Here is a 23,944-nt window from a genome sequence, read left to right on the forward strand (position 1 = left end):
TCATGTCCCAACTCGACACCCGCATCGCCGCCCAGATCGCCACCGAAATCGCCGCCCGCCCCGACCAGGTCCGGGCTGCCGTGGAACTGCTCGATGGCGGCGCCACGGTGCCGTTCGTCGCGCGCTACCGCAAGGAAGTGACCGGTGGACTTGATGACACCCAGCTGCGCTTGCTGGCCGAGCGGCTGACTTATCTCCGCGAACTGGAAGCCCGCCGCGCGGCGATCCTCAAATCCATCGAGGAACAGGGCAAGCTCACCGTCGAGCTGACCGCCGCCATCACTGGCGCGGCAACCAAGGCCGAGCTCGAGGACCTCTATCTGCCGTTCAAGCCCAAGCGCCGCACCAAAGCCGAGATCGCGAGGGAACGCGGCCTTGGTCCGCTCGCCGAAGCCATCCTCGCCAATCGCAGCGCCGATCCCCTGTTGCTCGCCGAGGGGTACATCACTGAAGAGGTGCCCGGCAGCAAGGAAGCGCTCGAGGGCGCCCGCGACATCGTCATCGAGGGCCTGTCGGAAAACGCCGCCCTGCTCGGCCAGCTCCGCACCTATATGCGCGACAAGGCCATGCTCAGCGCCAAAGTGCTGAAGGGCAAGGAAGAGGCCGGGGCCAAGTTCTCCGACTATTTCGACCATTCCGAACGCTGGAACAAGGTTGCCGGCCACCGGGCCCTCGCCATGATGCGCGGCCGCGACGAGGAGTTCCTCAGCCTCGAGATCGAGGTGGATGCCGACGTCACCGATCCGATCAAGCCTGCCGAGCGGTTCGTTGCTGCCGCGCTCAATGCACAAGGCAATGGCGCGGGTGACAAATGGCTCCGCGAAGTGGCTGGCTGGGCCTGGCGCACCCGCCTGCGTCTGTCGCTCTCCATCGACCTGATGGTCGAGCTGCGCGAGCGCGCTGAGCTCGAGGCCATCGGCGTTTTCGCCCGCAACCTCAAGGATTTGCTGCTGGCGGCCCCGGCCGGCGCCCGCGCCACCATGGGGCTCGACCCCGGCATTCGCACCGGCGTCAAGGTCGCGGTCATCGACGCCACCGGCAAGCTGCTCGACACCGAAACCATCTACCCCTTCCCGCCCCGCAACGACGCGCTGGGTGCGCAGGCCGCCATTAAGCGGCTGATCGAGAAGCACGGCGTTGAGCTCATCGCCATCGGCAATGGCACCGGGAGCCGCGAGACCGAAAAGCTGGTCGCCGACCTGATCGAGCGCCTGCCCGCGCCGAAGCCGACCAAGGTTATCGTCTCTGAGGCCGGCGCCTCGGTATATTCCGCGTCCGAACTGGCCGCGGCCGAGTTCCCCAATCTCGACGTGTCGCTGCGCGGCGCCGTGTCCATCGCCCGCCGCCTGCAGGACCCGCTGGCCGAACTGGTCAAGATCGAGCCCAAGGCGATCGGCGTCGGCCAGTATCAGCACGATGTCGACCAGTACCGGCTCGGCCGCTCGCTTGACGCCGTGGTCGAAGACGCCGTGAATGCGGTGGGCGTCGACCTCAACACGGCCTCCGCGCCGCTGCTCGCCCGCATCTCCGGGCTTGGCCCGTCCGTCGCCGAAGCCATCGTCACGCATCGCGACGCCAATGGTCCATTCCGCTCGCGCAAGGCGCTGCTCGAAGTGCCGCGCCTCGGCCAGCGCACCTTCGAGCAGAGCGCGGGATTCCTGCGCATCACCGGCGGCGTCGAGCCGCTCGATGCGTCTTCAGTGCACCCTGAAGCCTATGGCGTGGCCCGCCAGATCGTCGCCGCCTGCGGCCGCGATCTCCGCAGCATCATGGGCGACAAGTCGGCGCTCGCGGGCCTCGATCCGAAGCGCTTCGTCGATGACCGCTTCGGCCTGCCGACGGTGCGCGACATCCTCGCCGAACTGGAAAAGCCCGGCCGCGACCCCCGCCCCGCCTTCAAAACCGCGACCTTTGCCGACGGCGTCGACGATATCAAACACCTCAAGCCCGGCATGCTGCTGGAAGGCACCGTCACCAACGTCGCCGCCTTTGGGGCATTCGTCGATATCGGAGTGCATCAGGACGGGCTGGTGCACGTCTCCCAGCTGGCCGACAAATTCGTCAAGGATCCGCACGAGGTGGTCAAGGCCGGCGACGTGGTCAAGGTGCGCGTCGTCGAAGTCGACGTGCCGCGCAAACGCATTGGCCTCAGCATGCGCAAAGAGATCGACCCCACCGCCCCACGCGACCGCCCCCGCGACCCGCCGGTGCGCGCCAACCAGCGCGTACCGCAGCAGGCGCCGCGCAGCACTGGGTCGTTGGGGGACATGCTCAGCGAGGCGATGAAGAGGAAGAAGTAGAGCGCAGAGCCCGCACTTGCGGTCCGGGTGATGGAGCCTTGGGCTCTAGCAGGTCCTCTCCTACCCACCGGCTGTCATCCCAGCGAAAGCTGGGACCCAACTATCCGCTGGTGCGAGCGGTGAAATGGGTCCCAGCTTTCGCTGGGATGACACCGAGTTTGAGGTGATTGCCGTGGGTCGGACCGCTGGTCGGCACGCGCTTCAGCGACGCTCCCCAAACACTGCCGCCAGATACGCCATCGTCGCAAACGGCATCACCTCGTCCACCCGGGCCAGCCGCTCGGCCGTGTAATACCCGGCCTCATGCAGCAGGTTGAACGCCCCGATGGTTTGCCCACCCACCACAATCGGCAGGTTGGCGATCGACTCGCAGCCGAGCGACCCAATCAGCTGCCAGTCGGCGAAATCCACCGCGATCGCTTCGAGGCTGAGTGCGGTATAGATCTGCTGCCGGCCGATCAGCGTTTCGGTCCACTGGTTGTCGGGGATCGACTTGAAGCCGCCGACCGCATAGGCCTCAGCGTTCTGGGTGTAGAGCCGGCGCAGCCGGCCGGCCGGCACGTCGAACAGCGTGGCGGTGGTGAGCTTGCTGCCGATCGCTTCGCCGATCAGCCCGGCGACGAAATCGAACATCGGTTCAGCCGGACCGGATTGGCGGACCAGAGCCAGAAAAGCCGGCCAGTGCCTGTCGAGCGAAGCCATCACACCGTCCAGAAATCGCGTAGCGTCGAGGGGGTGTGCATGTTGCCGTAGAGATAGGCCCAGAACTCGGTGCGCCTCTCCTTGGGCACCTTCTCCCACACCGCATGGGTCGATGTATCGCCACACCAGTAGCCGTAAACGAACGGCGCCCTCAGGCCGTGGCGGAGGAAAGCGATGCGGTTCTTCGCCGTTTCGAGATCCTGATAGCCGGCCTCGGCGATGATCGGCGCCACCTCCTCGTGCGAGCGGCCTTCGGCATGCAGCATCCAGGCGGCGTTGCAGCGGAGCGCCGCGCGCAGCCGCTCGAGCGTCATGCCGACGACGTCCTCGGGGGTGTTGATCCAGTCGAGGAAGAACCAGCCATTATCGGCGATGCCTTCGAACAGCGCACTGCTGGCGGAGCTGGTCACCACCTGCGCGCCGTCGAGCGGCATCTTGCCCTCGGCGACATAGCGCTGGCGCAGCGCCATGTGCACCAGGTGCCCGGGAAAGGCCTCGTGGCAGGCGAGGTGCTTGATGGCCGAGCGGGTGAAGGGCATGGCGAGGTTGAGCCGCATCTTGCGTTCGGGAAAATCGCAATAGGCGGTGAACGGCACGTCATCGAGCCGCACCGGCTCGAGCCATTCGTCGTTCATCAGGTACATCATCTCACTGGTGCGGCGGCGCGCCTCGCGCGTCACCTCGCCCATGGTGGCGAGCACCTGATCGGCCGGCACAAGGCTATCGGCTTCGAACCGCCCCACATCCTCGGCCAGCGAGCCGCCGCGGTAGCCCAGCTCATCGAGGTTCTCCCGGATGGTGCGGCGGTAGCCATCGAGGATTTCGTCGCTCACCAGTTGCGTGTCGACCCGCATCTGCCGGCGCAGCCGCTCGGCATAGGAGATCTGCCGGCCCTCAAAAGTGTCGAGCAGCGCCAAGAGCGAATCCACCATTTCGGTGAGGTAAGCGCGGCGCAGCTCGCTCTCGGCCTCGCCGGGAATCCGCGCCTGCAAAGCCTCGAGCCGGTCGCGCGCCTCGGCGTAACTGGCGAGCGCATAGGGCTCGACCTGCGCCATCGCCACCGGGATCAGCCCCTCGCGATCAAGAAAACTCTGGGTGCGCGGCACATCGCGATAGAGCCGGTCGAGGCCGGCGGTCAGCCGCGCCAGTTCCAATCCCAGTTGCATGCTCATCGCCGTTCCTCACCCCTAATTGACATAGCAAACTAGAACACCATCAGACGGCCCGCCGCCAGTGGCACAGATCGACTTTCGTTGCATATGGGGTGCGAACCGCGGCCGGAACCGGCCCTGCTCTGCCGATAACACGCTGTTTTGCATGACATTTGAGCAGTCGACAACGTGTGCACGAATTTTGCTCGTCACCCGATTGTCATCCGCAAAGATGAGCGCTACCGTCGAGGTGTATCAGGTGGTTAGAACACATGTTCTCGATCGACGCCAACAGCATCGACAAGTCCCTGCCCGTGCCGGTCGGCACGCAGCTCTATGGCCTGTTGAGCTATGCGCTGTCGTTCGGCGGCATTGCCCATGGCACCCGCCTGCAGTCGGTCCGCCAGCTCGCCGCCGAGCTCGGCATCGCGCCGATGACCGTGGCTCAGGTCTATCAGCGGCTGCGCGATGCCGGTCTCGTCGAGATGAAGCACGGGCTCGGCGCCTTTGCCGTTTCCGACATGAAAAAGCACGGCGTCGACAACCTGCCGGTCTCCTCGCTCCGCGCCGATATCGAGGTGCTGATCGGCAAGGCCGAAAAGCTCGGCATCTCGACCCTGACGCTCAATTCGATGATCAACGCCCAATCGCTGCTGCGCCGCCCCAAGGCCGGGCTGAAGATCGTCTTCGTCGCGATCTTCGAGGGGCCGGGGCGGGATTATGTGGCGCAGCTGAAACCGGTGCTGGCGACCAACGACCAGGTGCAGTTGGTGACGCTCGACTCCCTCAGGGTCACCGAGGAGCTGCGCCGGATCAGCACCGAGGCCGATATCGTCCTCACGTTCCTCCATCGCGAGGCCGAGGTGCAGGCGCTGATCCCCGAGGCGCGGGTGCTGGGCCTCCGCTTCATCCCCTCGGTGCGCACGCGCCAGGCGCTGGCCGGGCTCGACCCGCGCACCCGCATCGCCGCCGTGACCTATTTCGAGGAATACATCGCCATCATGCGGCCCAGCGTGCGCGAGTTCGCGCCGCACGTCTCCGATATCCGCGTCACCTGGCTGTCGTCGCCGGACCTCGGCGAAGTCATCGCGCAATGCGACGCGGTGATCTTTGCCTCGGGCGCCGACCATGTGGCCGACCTGGTGCAGCCGGGGGTGCCCTGTTTCGAATACCGGCATGCGCCGGATCCCGGTGCGCTCGAGGGCGTGCTCGTGCCGCACCTCGCCGACCTCCGCCGCAGCAAGATTGCCGGCAACGAAACGGGACCTGAAAGCGGCAGCGATGCCGCCGAAAGGGGCGTCGCCGAGGGGTGAGACCAAACCAACCCCTGTCGCCTTCGAGGGTGGAACACAGCTGTTCCTGAAGGCGCCAGGGCAATGACTGCAACAAAGTTCACAGGGGAACGGGAATGAACAAACTACTGCTGCTGACCACCGCCATCGTGGCGCTGGGGGCGATGCCAGCGACCGTCACGCTGGCTCAGGACAAGGCGATCGTGATCGGCACCGACGTCGATGCCGGCACGCTCGATCCGCGCCTGACGCGCGACACCACCGCCTATCGCACCGCCGACCTGATCTATGCAGGCCTCGTGCACCTCACGGCCAAGCTCGAAGCGGTACCGGATCTGGCCGAGAACTGGGAATCGCCCGACCCGCAAACCGTGATCTTCAAGCTCCGCTCTGGCCTCACCTTCTCGGACGGCTCGCCGCTCACCGCCGACGACGTGGTGTTCACTTATGAGAGCGTCATCAATCCCGATTTCAACGCCCCCGACCGGGCGCTCTACAGCCCGATCAGCAAGATCGAGGCGGTCGACCCGCAGACGGTGAAGTTCACCCTCTCGGCGCCCTATGCGCCGCTCTTGAGCTATCTAGACAAGGGGATCGTGTCGAAGGCGGCGGTCGAAGCCGGCAAGGACCCGGCCACCGATCCAGTCGGCGCCGGCCCGATGGTGCTCACTGCCTGGAACCGGGGCAGCGACATTGTGCTCAAGGCCAACCCGAGCTATTGGGGCGGCGCCCCTGAAGTGACCGATGTCACCGTCAAGATCATCGGCGACAATTCGGCCCGCGCCCAGGCCTTCGAGGCCGGCGATCTCGACGTCATCCAGTCGCCGCTCTCGCCCAACGACATCGAACGGTTGAAGGCCGATACCCGCTTCGGCAACGTCATCACCGCCGGGCTGGGCGTCACCTACATCAACTACAACGTCAAGGACCCGCTATTGGCCGACCCCGGCATGCGGCAAGCCTTCTCGATGCTGATCGACCAGAATTCGATCGTCAACGACATCTACCAGGGCGTCGACGAGATCGCCTCCTCGATCATCCTGCCCTCCTCCTGGGCCTATTCGGCCGATATCAAGCAGCCGACCTTCAGTGTCGAAGGCGCGGTGGCCAAGTTCAACGAACTGGGCTGGAAGGATACTGACGCCGACGGCATCCTCGACAAGGATGGCAAGAAGCTGACGGTGACGCTCTCTACCCATAGCGAAGACCCCAACCGCGTGCAGTCGGTCGAGCTGACCCAGGCGCTGATGCAGTCGGCCGGCGTCGATGCGCAGGTGCAGATTACCGACTGGCCGTCCTTCTCCACCAACTACGTGCAGAAGGGCCTGCACCAGATCGCGCTGCTCGGCTGGCTCAACATCGTCGATCCGGACCGGCTGCTGTTCGGCCAGCTTTCGACCGGCGGCTCGACCAACTGGGGCGGCTATTCCAACCCCGAGGTCGATAAGCTCTTGCAGGAGGGCCGCTCGTCGCTCGACCAGGCGGCGCGGGCCACCGCCTACCAGAAGGCGGCGACGATCCTCGCCTCGGACCTCCCCTACTTCATCATCTCCGACCAGGGCTACCAGCTGTTCTACAAGCAGCCCTTCCCGGTCGAAGTGCAGGCGACCCCACGCGGCAACTTCCGCGGCCTGATCGGCATGGACGAATAAGTCCCTGCCCCTCCCCCGGCCGGCGTTCCCTCCCAGGCGCCGGCCGGAACTTTGGTTTTCGGTTCCACGGATGCCCGACACCACCACCGGTGTCATCCAGCGAAAGCTGGGATCCATCTCGCGGCCCGTACCAGCGGTGAGTTGGGTCCCAGCTTTCGTTGGGATGACAGCCGGTGGGTGGGGCGAAGATCGAGTGCCGAACCTATCACCGAGGATGATCACTTCATCCATGACTGCAGACCTTTGAATTTACTGCGCTTTGCCTGGAGCGCATCGAGGAGATGACATGACGTTTTCGCAGCGCCTTGGCGCCGATTTCTATGCCCGCGTCCATCGCGATATCCGCGCTCGCATGGCCGAGACCAGGGTGGACCTGCTGCTGCTCGATGCCAATGACGATGTCATCTACACTACGGGGTTTTCGCACTACACCACCGAGCGGCCGGTGGTCTTCGCCATCAGCCAGAGCGGCGCATGGCTGCTGCTGCCGCGGCTCGAACAGGGGCACGCGGCACACCAGATCATCGCCGCCGAGCCGGTGATCTATTTCGAGTTTCCCGGGGTCGACAAACCCTTCGACGTGCTGGCGCGGGCGCTCCCGGCCCAGACCGGCACCGTCGCCCATAGCTACGGCATTGCCTTCGGCCGGATCGCGCAGATCGCGGCGGCCTTCCCCAACGCCAAGGTGGTGCCCTCCAACATCGTCCAGCAGATGCGGCTGAGGAAATATCCCGAGGAGATCGTGCTGCACCGCGAGGCGGCGCGCATCTCCGACGAGATGGTGCGCGCCGGCGTGGCGCTGATCGGCGAGGCCGTGCGCCAGGGCGGCGAGCTGCCAAGCGAGATCGCCATCGAGCAGCACGTGTCGCGGCACGCCATGAACATCATGTATTCCGAGCACGAGGAGCTGATGCTGGTGCAGGGCCTCGCCTCGGGCCTCGTCTATTCCGGCATCCGCTCGAGCTTTCCGCACGGTATGCCGACCGGCAATCCGGTGAAGCGCGGCGAAAGCCTGATCCTGTCGCTCGGCTGCCGGGTCGGCGGCCGGGCGGCCGAGAGCGAGCGCACCTTCTTTATCGGCGAGCCGACAACTGAACAGCAACGGCACTACTCGGTAGCCTATGAGGCACAGCGGATGGCCACCGCCGCGCTGATCGCCGGCCACACCTGCGCCTCCTCGGACAACCTGGCGCTCGGTTACATCCGCGACCAGGGCATGGCCGACAATGCCCTGCACCGGGTGGGCCACGGCATGGGCATCATGTTCCATGAATCTCCCTGGATCGAGGCGGGCGACCAGACCATTCTCGAGCCCGGCATGATCGCCTCCAGCGAGCCCTCGATCACCATCCCCGGCTTTGCCGGCTACCGCATAGCGGACACCGTGCTGGTCACTGCCGAGGGCCCGGACAGCATGACCCACTATCCGCGCCGCATCGACGAGATCGTCATCGCATGAGGTGGGGTGTCGACATGGCGGGGCCGGCGTCTAGGCAGCCGACAGGCCGGCGCGGGAAGCGTACCCCCACCCCTGTCCCCTCCCCGCAAGGGGGAGGGAGACGCTCTCACCGACGCCAGTGTTTTGGTCTCCTCCCCCCTTGCGGGGGAGGGACAGGGTGGGGGGTGCTCTTTCCGCGCCTCGCTATTCCCGCGCACGTCCCCGCACCGCGGGGGCCGCGATGCTAGCCTATGTCATCCGCCGGCTGCTGCTGCTGATCCCCATGGCAGTCGGCATGATCGTCGTCACCTTCGGGCTGCTGCTACTGGTGCCGGGCGATCCGGCCGCCGTGCTGCTCGGCCCCGAAGCGTCGCCCGAAATGATCGCCAACCTGAGGCGTACGCTCGGGCTCGATGACCCCTGGTATATCAGGCTCGGCGCCTATTTCTGGCAGCTGCTGCATGGCGACCTCGGCCGCTCGATCTTCCAGAGCGCGCCGGTCAGCGAAATCATCGGCGGCCGCATCGGGGCGACCATCGAACTCGCCGTGGTGGCGCTGCTGCTCGCGACCCTGATCGGCGTGACGCTGGGCGTCCTCGCCGCGGTGCGGCAGGGCTCGCTCATCGACACCGCGACAATGCTGCTCGCCCAGCTCGGCGTCTCCATGCCGGTCTACTGGCTGGGGCTCCTGCTGATGCTGGCCTTTGCCGTGCAGCTCAACTGGCTGCCGGCCATCGGTCGCGGCGCACCGATGCCCGAGGCGATCATCGCGGCGCTGAGTGGCCGGCCGCAGGTGCTGTGGGATTCGATCCTCCACATCCTCCTCCCGGCCTTGGCACTCGCCGCCAATTCAGCGGCGATCATCTCGCGGCTGGTGCGCACCTCGATGCTGGAAGTGCTGCGCGAGGATTTCGTCCGCACTGCCTATGCCAAGGGCCTGCGCCGGCCGCGCGTCGTGGTGCGCCATGCGCTGCGCAACGCGTTGCTGCCGGTGCTGAGCGTCATTGGCCTCCGCTTCGGCGCGCTGCTCGGCGGCGCCGTGCTGGTCGAGATGATCTTTGCCTGGCCCGGCCTTGGCCAATTGACCTTTTCGGCCGTGTCGCAGCGCGACCTGCCGCTGATCCAGGGGATCGTTTTGACCTTCGCGCTGATCTTCGCGCTGGTGAACCTCGTCGTCGACCTGCTCTATGCGCTGGTCGACCCACGCGTGCGGCTGGGTTAGCGCCATGCGGATTCCCAAAGCCCTGCGTAACCCCTCGCTGGTGATCGGTGGCCTGATCATCCTCGCGCTGGTGTTCCTCGCCGTATTCGCCCCACTGCTGGCGACGCACGGCGTCGACCAGCCCGACATGCGCAACCGCTTCTCCCTGCCCTCGGCCGCGCACTGGCTGGGCACCGACAACCTGGGGCGCGACCTGTGGAGCCGGCTGATCTTCGGAGCGCGCATCTCGCTCTCCATCGGCATCATCTCGGTTACCGTCGCGGCGCTGATCGGCACCAGCGTCGGCCTTGCCGCCGGCTATTTCGGCGGCTGGGTCGATATGCTCTTGATGCGGATCACCGACGTCTTCCTCGGCTTTCCCGCCGTGGTGCTCACCCTCGCCATCGTCGCGGTGCTGGGGCCGGGGATCGTCAATATCTCGGCCGCCATCATCGCCGTCACCTGGACCGAATATGCCCGGGTGGTGCGCGCCACCACGCTCGTGCTGCGCGAGCAGAACTATGTGCAGGCCGCCAAGGCTCTCGGCGCCAGCTGGCCGCGCATCCTGTTCATGGAAATCCTGCCCAATACGTTGGGGCCGATCATCGTCCTCGCCTCGCTCGGGCTCGGCACCGCGGTGATCATTGAATCGGCGCTGAGCTTTCTCGGCTTCGGCCTGCCGCCGCCGACCCCGACCTGGGGCTGGACGCTTTCCTACGGCACTCGCTTCATCCGCGACGAGCCGTGGCTCTCCATCATCGCCGGGGCCACCATCATGGTGACGGTGCTCGGCTTCAACCTGCTGGGAGACGGGCTGAGGGACATCCTCGATCCGCGCCAGCTCACGCGCCTGGGCGCCAACAAGTAGGACTAAGGACGACAAACGATGGTCAAGCAGATCAACAAGCTGAGGCCCAAGTTCACCACCCATGCCGATGGCAGCGATGCCGTGCTGTTCATCCACGAACTGGTCGGCGAACAGGATGGCCCCACCGTCGGCATTTCCGCCTCCATCCACGGCAACGAGAATGCCGGCTCGCAGGCCATCCTCGAGCTCTATCGTGTGCTGAAGGACATGCCGCTCAAGGGCCGCATCCTGCTGCTGCCGGTCGCCAACCCCAAGGCCTTCGCGGTCAACCACCGCTTCACCCCGCTCGACGAGCTGAACCTCAACCGCGAGTTTCCCGGCGACGAGCGCGGCAACTACACCCAGCAGCTCGCCTTCGCGCTCTCGCGCGACTATTTCGATAAGCTCGACGCCAATATCGATCTCCACTCGGGCACCGACCGCCCGACCGTCGACTATGTCTACATCTGGAGCGATGAGGGGCTATCGCGCGCCTTCGGCTCGAAGATCCTCTACCGCCCGACCACCGGCAAGACCGGCACGGTCTATACCGGCACCACCAAGACGGTGACCATCGACCGCCGGCCCGAGATGAAGGTGACCACTATCGAGCTCGGCGGCGGCATCGTCGACCAGGGCCCCTATGTGAAGCGCACCGTCGACGGCATGCTGAACCAGTTGCGCTATCTCGGCGTCATCGCTGGCGACGTCGTCGCACCACCCAGGCAAGTGGTGGTGACCGAGCTGGTCGGCATCCGGCCCAAGCATGGCGGCTGGCTCGAGCCGCTCAGCCCCGCCAATGGCGAGATCATCAAGGGCGGGCAGCTGCTCGGCCGAGTCATCAGCCCGTATGATTTCGAGACCATCGAGGAGATCCCCACCCCGTTCGAGAACGGCATCATGGTGATGCAGCATTTGAGCCGCAACCTGGTCGAAGCCGGTGATTACGGCTTCATGGTCGGCAATCTCGACGGCGCGGAGCAGTAACGGGTGGCGCAGTTGGCGACGAGCAAGGTCGGCGCGGCGATTGCCGTCAAGGACCTGGAGATCCGGATCCGCGGCGAGCGCGGCTCCTATCCTGTCGTCGCCGACATGGCGCTGACCGTCCAGCCCGGCGAGACGCTGTGCATCGTCGGGGAATCCGGCTGCGGCAAATCGATGACGGCCTTGTCACTGCTGCGCCTGCTGCCCGAGGCGGCGAGCGCCAGCAAGGGCACGATCGAAATCAATGGCGAGGATTTCCTCGCCATGTCGCAGCACCGGGTGGAGGACCTGCGCGGCGTCGAGATCGCCATGATCTTCCAGGAGCCGCTGACGGCTCTCAATCCCGTGCTGACCATCGGCGAGCAGATCGCCGAGTCGGTGCGCCGGCACAAAAAGCTCGGCCACAAGGCGGCAATGGCCCGGGCCATCGAAACGCTGCAGTTAGTGCAGATGCCCGACCCCGCCCGCCGGGCCAGGCAGTTCCCGCATGAACTCTCCGGCGGGCAGCGCCAGCGCGCCATGATTGCCCTGGCGCTGGCCTGCGACCCCAAAATCCTCGTCGCCGATGAGCCGACCACGGCGCTCGATGTCACCGTGCAGGCACAGATCCTCGGGCTCATCTCCGACCTGCAGAAGCGGCTCGGTACAGCCCTGGTGCTGATCACCCATGATCTCGGGGTGGTGGCGGAAGTCGCCGACCGGGTGGTGGTGATGTATGCCGGCCGCCGCGTCGAGGAGGCCAGCGTCTACGACCTGTTCGAGCACCCGATCCACCCCTATACGCTGGGGCTGATGGGGGCGATCCCGCGTCCCGTCGCCGGGCGGCCGGCCACCGATCGGCTGGTCGACATCGCCGGCACCGTGCCGCCGCCCTGGGACCTGCCTAAGGGCTGCGCCTTTGCGCCGCGCTGTCCACGCGCCTCGGCCCGCTGCCTCGAGGAGCGACCGCCGCTCGAGGAAAAGCGGCCCGGTCATTTCGCCGCCTGCTGGGAGCATGTCGATGGCTGAAGCCCTTCTTGCCGTCGACGATCTCCAGGTGCATTTCCCGGTGCGATCCGGGGTGTTCCAGCGCCAATCCGCTACGGTCAAGGCGGTGGATGGGGTGAGCTTTTCGATCGCGCGTGGCGAAACGCTGAGCCTCGTCGGCGAATCCGGCTGCGGCAAGTCGACCACGGGCCTGGCGCTGCTCGGGCTGGTGAAGCCCACCGGCGGGCGGGTGCGCTTTGATGGCACCGAGATCGGCAGCTTCCGCCGCCGCGACCTCAAGGATTATCGGCGGCGGGTGCAGATCGTCTTCCAGGATCCGTTCTCGTCGCTCAACCCGCGCCGCCGGGTGCGCGACGCCATTCGCGTGGCGCTCGATATCCACGGGGTCGGCACCAGGGCCGAACGCGACGCCGAGGTGGCGCAACTGATGGCGCGCGTCGGGTTGCGGCCCGACCAGGCCGACAATTTCCCGCACCAGTTCTCGGGTGGCCAGCGCCAGCGCATCGGCATCGCCCGGGCCCTGGCGCTGAAGCCCGATATCATCGTCTGCGACGAGCCGGTCTCGGCGCTCGATGTGTCGGTGCAGGCGCAGATCCTCAACCTGTTGGCCGACCTGCAGCGCGACCTCGGCATCGCCTACCTGTTCATCTCGCACGATCTCGGGGTGGTCGAGCACATCTCGCACCGGGTGGCGGTGATGTACCTCGGCAAGATCGTCGAGATCGCCCCCAAAGCGCTGCTGTTCGCCTCGCCGACCCACCCCTACACCGAGATGCTGACCCGCGCGGCCCCGACGCTCGACCCGCGCCATCGGCACAGCTTCAGCGCCTCGAGCGACGATGTGCCGAGCGCCATCAACAAGCCGAGCGGCTGCCCGTTCCACACCCGCTGCCCGCTGGCCACCGAGATCTGCCGCACCAGCGAGCCGGCCTTGACCACACGACCCGACGGGCGGCTGGCAGCCTGTCATCATAGATAGAGAGTTCTCCCCGATGCCCCAGACGACGCTTTTCACCAATGGCCGCGTGCTCGATGCTGCAGCGGGCGTGCTGCGCGAGGGGCTGGCCGTGCTGGTGTGCGATAGCCGCATCGCCGAAGTCGGCGCCGGCATCGCCGCCCCGGCTGACGCGCGCGTCATCGACCTTGGCGGCCGGACCCTGATGCCCGGGCTGATCGATTGCCACGTGCATGTGGTCGCCGAAACCCTCGACCTCTGGGGCAACATGATTGCCCCCTCCTCGCTTGCCGGCCTCCGCTCGGCCCGCGTCATGGAAGAGATGCTGCAGCGCGGCTTCACCACCATCCGCGATCTCGGCGGCGCCGATCACGGCCTGGTCCGTGGCATCGAGGAAGGGCTGATCGACGGGCCGCGCATCGTCATCTGCGGCAAGGGCCTCACCACCACAGGCGGCCACGCCGATCTGCGCAAGCGCACCGACGACCGCCCCGGCATGATGTCGGACCGGCTGGGCTCGATGGGCTATATCGCCGATGGCGTCGACGCCGTGCGCACCGCCTGCCGCACCATGATCAAGGAGGGCGCCAACTTCATCAAGGTGATGGCCAATGGCGGCGTCTCCTCGCCGAACGACCCGATCCACTCGATCCAGTATTCGCGCGAGGAAATCCTGGCCATGGTCGAAGAGGCCGAGAATGCCGGGCTCTACGTTTCGGCCCATGTCTATACCGATGCCGCCATTCGCCGCTGCGTCGAGCTCGGCGTCCACTCGCTCGAGCACTGCAACCTGATCAGCGCCGAAACAGCAAAGCTCGCCGCCGAAAAGGGCTGCATCGCCGTTCCCACTCTCGTCGCCTATGACGCGCTGTGGCTCGAGGGCAAGGCGCTGGGCCTCGGCCCCGTCGAGTTCGAAAAGATCGAGGTGGTGCGCTCGGGCGGCCTCAACTCGCTCGCCATCATGCGCGACGCCGGCCTGCCCATGGCCTTCGGCTCGGACCTGCTGGGCGGCCTGCGCAAGTACCACTGCATGGAGTTCGAACTCCTCGCCAAGGTGCTGACCCCAGCCGAAATCATCCGCTCGGCCACCACGGTCGGGGCCGACCTCTGCCGCATGACCGGCGAGATCGGCACGATCGCTGCGGGAGCGCATGCCGACCTGATCGTCGTCGATGGCGACCCGCTGGCCGACATCACCCGGCTGCAGGGCGATGGCGCTCACGTGCCGCTGATCATGCGCGGCGGTGAGGTGTTCAAGGATCGGTTGTGAAAGCGGGGGTGTTCCGATCGCTTTCGCCGCAGTGGGACAGCTTCGGTGAAAATATTGTGATGTTTGAATTCGGCGGGGCTGTTGTGCATCAGCCAAGCCTTTGCAGAGGCGCTGTCCAAGGCTGACGTGAAGGTGGGATGCTGCAGAAACCTGACCGGCTCCGTGGTCCAATCGGGTAAGCGTCGGCGAAGGTATTGCATGCTCAGATAGTCGCCCACGGCGCCCAACAGGGCATCCGCGTATGCGACACCAGTTGGTGGCGGGGCAGCAGCCAGCATGGCTTCGGCCTCGTCCACACTGATGGCGTCGTAGAACTCATCGAGGAACTCTGCCAGCGCCTTGTCCAGCGGCTCACCGGCCAGGATCCGGCTCCCCACCTCAGCCAGGGTACGCGGGCGCATCCGCGCTCTCCATGTTCCAGATCTGCCTGAGGATGAATATCTGCTTGGTCGGGTCTGCTGCCGTCTTCGGAAAGTAGCGGCCCAGAACCTCGATCGCGGCTTCCGGGCTGTCCAGATCCAACACCTTTACCAGGTTGATGATGTCGCTGGCCTCCTGCGGCCCCTTCGCGGGGTCCATCACCCGCATCGCCTTGAGCTTCAGCGCCAGCATGTACTCGGCCGAAGGTACATAGACCTTCAGGCTGCCATCCTCGGAGCTGCGGGGGAAGGTGCCGACCAGAACGTGATCCCGCTCTCTGGTCGAATGCTCGCTCAGGTGAAACGTGACCGCATCGTTCAGCCAGTCGGCAGACCAGCCGTTTTCCCTGGCGATATCGTCTATCACCTGTCGCAGCCAATCCGGCCACGGATAGTGGAGTTCGGCTATGTCGACGTCTTCCGAGGCATAGCGGAAGTTACTCGCCAGCATGAGCGCAGAGCCCCCGTAGACGGCCAACTCCAGGTGATGCCGGTTAGCGGCCGCAGCGCGGCCAACCCGGTCAAACGCCGCGATCAACTCGTCTCTGGTGAACCGCTTGCTCAAGGAACCTCCCACAGGCATGAAACGTGTGCTCCGTCCGGTGCCACCATACGCATAGCTTATTCGGCGCCGGAGCAACGATCTACATTCCCGCCGTTCCGATACCGCTGATCATGCGCGGCGGCGAGGTGGCGATCGTCAGCAGATCTGGCGGCCTGGCTTAACCACATCGCCAGACCTTCTGATGCAGCTTCCCTCCAGCGGAGACAGAAGCGGACAGTTGACGATTGCGCCCCTGGCAACATGCAAAATCGAGCGCCTTGGATGTGCTGGAACCCTGCGCGCACGCTGGAGACCTATGCTGCTCATGCGCGGGGGTGAGGTAGGGACGGCCCCCTGAGGCTCGCCTGCCCATCCTCGATCTGCACCACCAGCCCGTGTGCTTCGACCTCCTTTTCGATCCAATCCCGTACGCGCTTGCGCTTGGCGGATTTGACATCGCGCACACTGAACGTGGGCTCGAGCTTATCCAGCTCGGCCCAGTCGACGGTTCCCCAGCCGGTCTGGCGGAGCCAGCTGTAGAGGCTCGACTGAAACGTCACCAGCCGTCCCCTGAGCAGTTCCGGGTCGTCGCCATCGGGGACGCGGAAATGCAGCAGCAGCGCATTGGACATGCGGTCCCCTCCTGGCGGCGCCTTGCCCATGCCGCTTCTCCACCCACCCGCTACGCTGCCACCCGTCTCGCTCGCCCGCATGATGCGCGGTTGACGATGCGGCTGGCGATCAGCAGGCGGACCGGGATGTCGCGCGCCATGCGCTCGTTGATGCGGTCGTCGAGCAGCCGCACGCAGCCGGCGCCGATCTGCTGGCCGTGCCCTTTCACCGTGGTCAGCTGCGGCGAGATCTGGGTGGCGGCCGAGTAATCGCCGAAACCGATCACCGAGATATCTTCGGGGATGCGGTAGCCGAGGCGCAGCAGTTCCGAGATCACCGTCACCGCCAGCCCGTCATGGGCGCAGAAGAACGCGGTAGGGCGGAAGCCTTCGGCTTCGATGGCTCTGAGGTGTTCGGTGAAGCGCACTTCCTTTTCGAAGGTCATCTGCCGGAAACTGACCTGCGGCAGCTGCTCCAGCACCTCGCGAACGCCGTAATAGCGCTCCATGCGGCCGCGATAGCCGGGCGTCCCCTGGACGAACGCGATGGCAGTATGGCCCAGTTCCACCAGATAGCGCGCCACGGCCGAGCCGGCCTCATGGTCGCTGCCGCCCACGAAGTCGGCCTGCTCCAAGGGGTCGAGCCAGCCGGTGCGCACGATCGGGATGTCGAGCGCATAGACGCGGTCATAGGTGTCGCGCTCGTGCGGCCCCACCATGATGGCGCCGCTGCAGGTGCGCACGAACGCCTCGACCTCCTCGGCAAGATGGGTCCAGCGCATCCGCACCTGGTAGCCTCGTCGCTGCGCCTCGGCCTGCACCCCGCTCTGGATCAGCACATGCAACTCGCTGTTGATCAGGTCGGTGTCGTGGAAGACGAGGCCGAGCGTCTGCAGTTCCTTCGGCGCCGGCTGGCGGGCGTAGCCCAGTTCGGCGGCGAGTTCCTGCACCCGCCGGCGGGTGTCCGCGCTGACCCCGCTTTTGCCAGACAGGGCGCGCGAGACGGCGAACTTGGACAGACCCAGGCGGGCAGCGAGGCTTCCGAGCGTGACGCGTTCCAACGATTTTCCCCCGATTTTCACAGCGGCTCTACTCGAACCTAACATAGCCTAACGGCATGACAAAGAATGCCGAATATCTCGCCTATCTTCACTATGTCAGCCAATCTGACTTAGAAAAACGTCGTAACGGCCTAACATAACACTTTACCTAACAAATCAGAGTTGCAAGCCTTTCGCAAGCTAACGGCTGCCAGGGAAGTGGCCGCAGCTTTGGGAGGAGATCTAGACATGAACGGTTTCAGCCGCAGGGCTTTTCTTGCCGGCAGCACAGCTTTCGCAGGCGCTGCACTGATCGCGCCGCAGGTGTTTGCAGAGACCCCGGAATCTGCATTTCTCAAGGCGCAGGTCGAGGCCGGCACGCTGCCGCCAGTGGCCGATCGCCTGCCGGCCAATCCGCTGGTGATCACGCCTTGGGAGCAGGTCGGCCAGCAGGGCGGACAATGGGACCACGCGCTGGTCGGCGGTGGCTCGGCCTCGATGCTGGTGCGCTACCAGGGCTATGACCCGCTGATCCGCTTCACGGCGGATTGGTCGGGCATCGAGGCCAACGTGGCCGAGAGCTATGCGGTCAACGAGGACGCGACCGTCTACACCATCACGCTGCGCAAGGGCCATAAGTGGTCGGACGGCCAGCCGTTCACCACCGCCGATGTGCAGTTCTGGTACGACGCTTACTTCACCGACGCCGAAACCAACCAGGCCGGCAACGTCTGGTGGTCGGCGGGTGGCAAGCCGGCGACCATCGAAGTGGTGGACGAGCAGACCTTCAAGGTGGTGTTCACCGCCCCCAACGGGTTCTTCCTGCAGCAGATGGCCTGGGCCGACCAGGACCAGCTGGTGCGCTGCCCCAAGCACTACCTCGAGCAGTTCCACATCCGCTACAACCCGGATGCCGACAAGCTCGCCAAGGCTGCCGGGCTCGAGAGCTGGATCGCCCTGTTCCAGCAGGAGATCGGCTATCTCGACACCAACGTCTACTTCCAGAACACCAAGCGTCCGGCGCTGACGGCGTGGACCTTCACCGGCGAGGGCGGCAGCCCGCTCGGCCAGGACACGCAAACCACCATCGCGGTGCGTAACCCCTACTACCACAAGGTCGATACGGCCGGCACGCAACTGCCCTACTTCGACCGCATCGTCTACCAGATGGTGGCCGATCCCGAAGTCCTGCTGCTCAAGACGTTGCAGGGCGAGATCGACATGATGGATCAGTACATCGCCACCCCGACCAACAAGCCGGTGCTGTTCGACGGCCAGGACGCCGGGGGCTATGGCTTCTACACGCTGAAGGAGACGGCCGCCAACGTGATGGCGTTCCAGCTCAACCTCAACCATGTCAATCCGACGCGGCGCGAGCTGTTCAACACCCTCGAGTTCCGCCAGGCCCTCTCGATCGCCGTTGACCGGCAGGCGCTGATCGATGCGGTATTCGTCGGCCAGGGCGCACCGGCGCAGGCTTCGATGCGCGCCGACGATCCGCTCTACAACGAGCAGTTGGCCAAGCAGTTCACCGAGTTCGATGCAGCCAAGGCCAACCAGATGCTGGATGGGCTGCTGCCGAACAAGGATGGCGAAGGCTACCGGCTCGACGCCGACGGGCAGCGCGTCTCCATCATCTTCGAGCTCGACCAGACCCGGACGACCTTCCTCGATATGTTCGAGCTGGCCATCCCGATGTTGCAGGCAGTGGGGATCGATGCGCAGATGCGCACCATGGACCGCTCGCTGTGGGAGCAGCGCGTCCGCCGCGGCCGCGAATACGACGCGACGGCGCACCAGTTCGGCGCCAATTCCGGCATTGCTGCGATGCTCGACCCACGCTTCTACGTGCCCATCAACAACAACTGCTTCTACGCCCAGGGCTGGGCGCTCTACTTCACCCAGCCGGACAATCCCGATGCGATCGAGCCGCCGGCCGAGGTCAAGGCGCAGCAGGAGCTTTACCGCCAGCTCGTCGCCACAGCCGAGCCGGCCAAACAGCAGGAACTGATGGCGCAGGTGCTGCAGAACGCGGCCAACCTGTTCTTCACCTTCGGTGTCAGCCTGCCGGCTGACGGCTACGGCATCGTCAAGAACGGCATGGTCAACGTGCTGAAAGAAATGCCGAACTCGTTCGGATGGCCGACCCCCGGCCCAGCCCGCCCGGAGCAGTTCTTCAAAGCCTGACCACCGGGCGTTTGACTGTTCCTCCCCGCCGGCCCGCTCCCTAGCGGGCCGGCCCCCCGACCGTCGTCTCCGAAAGGCCCGTCATGCTCGACGCCAAGGCGCATACCCACCGCAACCTGAGGACATCCGACTGGTACAAGTCGGCGACGCGCTGGACGCAGCTGACGCTGGCCGAGGATGATCCGGTCAAGTTCGACCCGGCCTTCTGGATCGAGGTGTTCAAGCGCACCCGCTCGAACGCCACCTGCCTCAGCGCCGGCGGCTATATCGCCTATTACCCGAGCAAGGTGCCGCTGCACTATGTCAGCAAGTTCATCGGCGACAGCGACCCGTTCGGGACGCTGGTCGAGGGCGCCCGGCGGTTGGGCATGCATGTGATGGCGCGCGTCGACCCACATGCCATCCACCAGGATGCCGCCGACGCGCATCCGGAGTGGATCGCCGTCGACCAGGACGGCAACCGGCGCCGTCACTGGGCCTTCCCCGAGGTGTGGGTGACCTGCGCCTATTCGGACTACAATTTCGGCTTCATGCCCAAGGTGCTCGAGGAGCTGACGCGCGACTACGACATCGACGCCATCTTTGCCAATCGCTGGCAGGGCCACGGTGTGTGCTACTGCGAAAGCTGCAAGACGAATTTCCGCGCTGCCTCGGGCTACGAGCTGCCGCGCCATGCCAACCCCGAGGACCCGGTGTGGATGGCATGGGCGGCGTGGCGCCGCACCGTGCTCACCCGGCTGGTCGTCGAGTGGGACGCGGCGATGAAGAAGATCAAGCCGCACACCAGCTTCATCCCGAACATGGGCTCGGTGTCGCTGATGGAGTTCGACCTCGAGGTCATCCAGCGCTATTGCCCGTTCCTGTGCGTCGACGACCAGGGCCGGCGCGGCACCGAGCCGATCTGGATGGCCGGTCGCAACGGCAAGCGTATGCGCGCCACCTTCCCGGATCGCCCGGCCATCCTCATCACCTCGATCGGCCCCGAAGAGGCCTATCGGTGGAAGGACTCGGTGACGACCGGGCCCGAGATGCAGGCCTGGATCGACAACGGCACCACCCAGGGGCTGCTCCCCTGGTTCACCAAGTTCAACGGCGTCGTCCCCGACAACCGCTGGGTCGAGCCGGTGGCCGACAGTTTCGGGCTCCACGCCGAGCTCGAGCCGGTGCTGGCCGCCATGCAGCCGGTCGCCGAGGTGGCGATCCTCGATCCGGCGACGACGTTGCGCCATCACGGCCAGGAGACCCGCGCCAGCGCCGAGGCCGATGACCTGGGGTTCTACCACGCGCTGGTCGAGGCCCGCATTCCGTTCGAGATGGTCTCCGACCAGGCGATGACATCAGGGCTGCTCGACCGCTTCAAAGTGCTGGTGCTGGCCAACTCGACCTGCCTCTCGGACGAGCAGATCAGAACGCTCGAAGCCTATGTGGCGCGCGGCGGCAGCATCGTCGCGGCGCACGAGACCTCGACCCGTACGGCACTCAACCAGCCGCGCCACGCCATCGGGCTCGGGCCGCTGCTCGGCGTCAGCCTCACCGCGCCGGCGCGTGGCCCGGTCAAGAACACCTATGTGGCGATCAATGGCCTCCATCCGATTTCGGAGGGGTTCGACGGCGCCAGCCGCATCATCGGCGGCACCCAGCTGCTGGCAGTCGATACCGTGGCCGATGCCGAGGTGCCGTTCCTCTATCTCCCCGACTTCCCGGACCTGCCGATGGAAGAGGTCTATCCGCGCCAGGAGCCGCGCGGCGCCGCCGTGGTGGCGCGCCGGCACCAGGGCGGCGGCCGCACCGTCTATTTCCCATGGAATATCGGCGGCATCTTCAAAGAGGTGCTGGCGGCCGACCACGCCCGGCTGATCGGCAATGCCGTGCGCTGGGCGCTTGGCAAGCCGCTCGACGTCGAGGTCGAGGGGCGCGAGGTGCTCGACCTCGCGGTGCGTGCCGACGCCGACGGCATCGCGGTGGTGCTGCACAACCTCAACAATCCGATGATGATGAAGGGTCCGATCCGCAGCGTCTTCCCGGCTGGCCCGCAGGTGGTGAGCCTCGCGATCCCCGAGGGGCGACGGTTTGCCGGCGCGAAGTTGCTGGTTTCCGGTCGCGAGGCGCATAGCCGCGTCGTCGACGGCCGGGTCGAGATCGACGTGCCGTGGCTCGAGACGCTCGAAGCCGTGCACGTGACCTGGGGCTGAGCCCCCGCGATGCTGCGCTATATCCTCAAGCGGCTGATCTACATGATCCCGACGCTGATCGGGATGTCGATCATCGCCTTCCTGATCATCCAGCTGCCGCCGGGGGACTATCTCACCTCGATGCTGGCCTCGATGTCCGACAGCGGCGTCAACGTCGACCAGGCGCAGATCGCGCGCTATCGCGAGATCTACGGCTTCGACGATCCGTTTGTCGTCCAGTACTGGAAATGGATCAGCGGCATCGTGCTGCGCGGCGACTTCGGCTACTCGTTCGAATGGAACCGGCCGGTCTGGGGGCTGATCGCCGAGCGACTGGCACCGACGCTGTCGGTCTCGCTGCTGGCGCTGCTGTTCGTGTGGGCCGTGTCGCTGCCCATCGGCATCTACTCGGCGATGCGCCGGCACTCGGTGGGCGACTACGCCTTTACCTTGTTCGGCTTCATCGGCCTCGCCATTCCGAACTTCATCATGGCGCTGACGCTGATGTACCTCGCCTACCGTTACATGGGGCAGACGGTGGGCGGGCTGTTCTCGCGCGAATATGTCAACGCGCCGTGGAGCTGGGACAAGTTCGTCGACCTGTTGGCACACCTGTGGATCCCCATCATCGTCATCGGCACCAACGGCACTGCGGCGCTGATCCGCATCCTCAGGGCCAATCTCACCGACGAGCTCAACAAGCCCTACGTCATCACTGCCAAAGCCAAGGGCCTGCCCGAGTACAAGGTGGTGCTGAAATACCCGGTGCGGATCGCGCTCAACCCGTTCGTGTCGGCGATCGGCTGGGTGCTGCCCGAGCTCATCTCCGGCGTCACCATCACGGCGATCGTCCTCAACCTGCCGATGATGGGGCCGCTGCTGCTGCGCGCCCTGACCGTGCAGGACATGTACCTCGCCGGCTCGATCATCCTGCTGCTCGGCGTCCTGACGCTGATCGGCATGCTGATCTCGGACATTCTGCTCGCCATTCTCGACCCACGGATCCGCTTCAATTGACCCACGTACATCTCGAAAGCGATGGCGCGGCGGAAGCCGGTCCGGCCATCACCCCGATCCGGCGGAGCGGCGGCAAGACCGAAATCGCGGTCGCCGGCCCCTGGACGCTGATCTGGCTGAAATTCGTGCGCCACAAGGTGGCAGTGGTCGCGGCGGTGCTTATCCTCGTGATGTACCTGATCGCCGCCTTCGCCGAGTTCCTCGCCCCGGCCCTGCCCGAAGCGGCCAAGCCGCAGTTCACCTACGCACCACCGCAGGACATCGCGCTGTTCGTCACCGAGACGGATGGCAGCCTCAGCTGGATGCCACATGTCAAGGGCTACAAGCAGACCGTCGACCCGGCTTCGCTGAAGCGGACCTTCACCATCGACCCGGACAAAGTCGTGCCGATCGGCTTCTTCGTCAAAGGCCCGGCCTACAAGCTGTGGGGACTCATCCCGATGGACCTGCACCTGATGGGGCCGCTCAAATCCGGCGATACCATGTACCTGCTGGGCACCGACAAGCTCGGCCGCGACCTGCTTACCCGGCTGATCTACGGAACGCGCGTCTCGATGTCGATCGGCCTGATCGGCGTCGCCATCAGCCTCTGCCTCGGCGTGGTCCTCGGCTCGATCTCGGGGTTTTACGGTGGCTGGGTCGACCTCGGTATCCAGCGCGTCATCGAGGTGATCTCCTCGATGCCGACTATCCCCTTATGGCTCGGTCTTGCCGCGGCGGTGCCGCTCACCTGGTCGCCGCTGCAGGTGTATTTCGTCATCACGCTGATCGTCTCGCTGTTCGGCTGGACCGGCTTGGCCCGCGAGGTGCGCGGCCGCTTCTTCGCGCTCAGAAGCGACGACTTCGTCACCGCGGCGCGGCTCGACGGCTCGAGCGAACGGCGGCTGATCTTCCGGCACATCCTGCCCTCGCTCACCAGCCACATCCTCGCAGTGGTAACCCTGGCGCTGCCCACCATGATCGTCGCCGAAACGGCGCTGAGCTTTCTCGGCATCGGGCTCAAGGCGCCGGTGGTGAGCTGGGGCGTGTTGCTGCAGGAGGCGCAGAACGTCCGCACCATCGCCACCGCGCCGTGGCTGCTGATCTGGCCAGCCGGCGCCGTGGTGCTGACGGTGCTTTCCTACAACTTCCTCGGCGATGGCCTGCGCGATGCGGCCGACCCGTACGAAAACTGAC

20 protein-coding genes are annotated in these 23,944 nt (G+C 65.7%); 14 read left to right on the forward strand and 6 right to left on the reverse strand.

The genetic code is table 11. The features are described 5' to 3' along the window. Positions 1–2 precede the first annotated feature (2 nt). Entirely contained in the window at positions 3–2,300 is a 2,298-nt protein-coding gene (locus tag ASC89_RS23025) for a Tex family protein (protein ID WP_056002336.1), read from the forward strand. A 201-nt stretch (positions 2,301–2,501) separates the two neighbouring features. Here ASC89_RS23025 and ASC89_RS23030 read toward each other — a convergent pair whose 3' ends face one another. Both ASC89_RS23030 and ASC89_RS23035 read right to left on the reverse strand, forming a co-directional pair. Next, positions 2,502–3,002, reverse strand: coding sequence for a hypothetical protein (locus ASC89_RS23030; protein ID WP_056002339.1), 501 nt, complete (start codon positions 3,000–3,002; stop codon positions 2,502–2,504). Beyond that, complete coding sequence (locus ASC89_RS23035) at positions 3,002–4,174, reverse strand: hypothetical protein (protein WP_244488532.1); 1,173 nt, start codon at positions 4,172–4,174, stop codon at positions 3,002–3,004. Before ASC89_RS23035 ends, ASC89_RS23030 begins: the two co-directional genes overlap by 1 nt. Positions 4,175–4,425: 251 nt before the next feature. On the opposite strand from ASC89_RS23035, the gene ASC89_RS23040 reads away from it, so the two are divergent. The 9 genes from ASC89_RS23040 to ASC89_RS23080 all read left to right on the forward strand — a co-directional run bounded on the left by ASC89_RS23040 (position 4,426) and on the right by ASC89_RS23080 (position 14,779). Further along, positions 4,426–5,466, forward strand: a complete 1,041-nt coding sequence (locus tag ASC89_RS23040) for a GntR family transcriptional regulator (protein WP_055887330.1) — start codon at positions 4,426–4,428, stop codon at positions 5,464–5,466. Between the two features lie 95 nt (positions 5,467–5,561). Continuing rightward, positions 5,562–7,097 carry an ABC transporter substrate-binding protein gene (locus tag ASC89_RS23045; RefSeq protein WP_056002342.1) on the forward strand — a complete coding sequence of 512 codons (1,536 nt, stop codon included), beginning with the start codon at positions 5,562–5,564 and terminating at the stop codon, positions 7,095–7,097. 286 nt (positions 7,098–7,383) lie between these two features. Beyond that, on the forward strand, positions 7,384–8,556 hold the full coding sequence (locus tag ASC89_RS23050; RefSeq protein ID WP_056002345.1) for a Xaa-Pro peptidase family protein: 1,173 nt from the start codon (positions 7,384–7,386) through the stop codon (positions 8,554–8,556). Positions 8,557–8,776: 220 nt separating this feature from the next. Beyond that, the gene (locus tag ASC89_RS23055; RefSeq protein WP_056002348.1) at positions 8,777–9,757 is read left to right on the forward strand and encodes an ABC transporter permease; all 981 of its coding nucleotides are present in this window, start codon (positions 8,777–8,779) and stop codon (positions 9,755–9,757) included. A 4-nt stretch (positions 9,758–9,761) separates the two neighbouring features. Then, the gene (locus tag ASC89_RS23060) at positions 9,762–10,604 is read left to right on the forward strand and encodes an ABC transporter permease (RefSeq protein ID WP_056002351.1); all 843 of its coding nucleotides are present in this window, start codon (positions 9,762–9,764) and stop codon (positions 10,602–10,604) included. An 18-nt stretch (positions 10,605–10,622) separates the two neighbouring features. After that, positions 10,623–11,570: a succinylglutamate desuccinylase/aspartoacylase family protein gene (locus ASC89_RS23065; RefSeq protein ID WP_056002354.1), complete on the forward strand. Its 948-nt coding sequence runs from the start codon at positions 10,623–10,625 to the stop codon at positions 11,568–11,570. 12 nt (positions 11,571–11,582) lie between these two features. Next, on the forward strand, positions 11,583–12,575 hold the full coding sequence (locus tag ASC89_RS23070) for an ABC transporter ATP-binding protein (protein ID WP_407065082.1): 993 nt from the start codon (positions 11,583–11,585) through the stop codon (positions 12,573–12,575). Continuing rightward, entirely contained in the window at positions 12,568–13,533 is a 966-nt protein-coding gene (locus ASC89_RS23075) for an ABC transporter ATP-binding protein (protein ID WP_055887351.1), read from the forward strand. The genes ASC89_RS23070 and ASC89_RS23075 overlap by 8 nt, the downstream gene beginning before the upstream one ends. A gap of 13 nt (positions 13,534–13,546) precedes the next feature. Continuing rightward, on the forward strand, positions 13,547–14,779 hold the full coding sequence (locus ASC89_RS23080; RefSeq protein ID WP_056002360.1) for an amidohydrolase family protein: 1,233 nt from the start codon (positions 13,547–13,549) through the stop codon (positions 14,777–14,779). Here the strand turns inward: ASC89_RS23080 and ASC89_RS23085 are convergent. The 4 genes from ASC89_RS23085 to ASC89_RS23100 all read right to left on the reverse strand — a co-directional run bounded on the left by ASC89_RS23085 (position 14,728) and on the right by ASC89_RS23100 (position 17,414). Beyond that, complete coding sequence (locus ASC89_RS23085; protein ID WP_055887359.1) at positions 14,728–15,180, reverse strand: hypothetical protein; 453 nt, start codon at positions 15,178–15,180, stop codon at positions 14,728–14,730. The genes ASC89_RS23080 and ASC89_RS23085 overlap by 52 nt on opposite strands. Further along, complete coding sequence (locus tag ASC89_RS23090; protein WP_055887986.1) at positions 15,158–15,763, reverse strand: nucleotidyl transferase AbiEii/AbiGii toxin family protein; 606 nt, start codon at positions 15,761–15,763, stop codon at positions 15,158–15,160. Before ASC89_RS23090 ends, ASC89_RS23085 begins: the two co-directional genes overlap by 23 nt. A 302-nt stretch (positions 15,764–16,065) precedes the next feature. Further along, a complete protein-coding gene (locus ASC89_RS23095; protein ID WP_156384746.1) occupies positions 16,066–16,374 on the reverse strand; it encodes a hypothetical protein in 309 nt (102 codons plus the stop codon). Between the two features lie 50 nt (positions 16,375–16,424). Beyond that, positions 16,425–17,414, reverse strand: coding sequence for a LacI family DNA-binding transcriptional regulator (locus tag ASC89_RS23100; RefSeq protein ID WP_244488533.1), 990 nt, complete (start codon positions 17,412–17,414; stop codon positions 16,425–16,427). Between the two features lie 228 nt (positions 17,415–17,642). Here ASC89_RS23100 and ASC89_RS23105 point away from each other — a divergent pair, with 228 nt between their 5' ends. The 4 genes from ASC89_RS23105 to ASC89_RS23120 all read left to right on the forward strand — a co-directional run bounded on the left by ASC89_RS23105 (position 17,643) and on the right by ASC89_RS23120 (position 23,943). Next, positions 17,643–19,580, forward strand: coding sequence for an ABC transporter substrate-binding protein (locus ASC89_RS23105; protein ID WP_056002363.1), 1,938 nt, complete (start codon positions 17,643–17,645; stop codon positions 19,578–19,580). Positions 19,581–19,663: 83 nt separating this feature from the next. Then, the gene (locus tag ASC89_RS23110; protein ID WP_056002366.1) at positions 19,664–21,772 is read left to right on the forward strand and encodes an alpha-amylase family protein; all 2,109 of its coding nucleotides are present in this window, start codon (positions 19,664–19,666) and stop codon (positions 21,770–21,772) included. Positions 21,773–21,781: 9 nt separating this feature from the next. Beyond that, positions 21,782–22,768: an ABC transporter permease gene (locus tag ASC89_RS23115; RefSeq protein ID WP_056002369.1), complete on the forward strand. Its 987-nt coding sequence runs from the start codon at positions 21,782–21,784 to the stop codon at positions 22,766–22,768. Positions 22,769–22,815: 47 nt separating this feature from the next. Then, positions 22,816–23,943, forward strand: a complete 1,128-nt coding sequence (locus tag ASC89_RS23120) for an ABC transporter permease (RefSeq protein ID WP_244488547.1) — start codon at positions 22,816–22,818, stop codon at positions 23,941–23,943. Position 23,944: the final 1 nt, after the last annotated feature.

Source organism: Devosia sp. Root413D1 (assembly GCF_001425235.1).
Classification (GTDB): Bacteria; Pseudomonadota; Alphaproteobacteria; order Rhizobiales; family Devosiaceae; genus Devosia_A.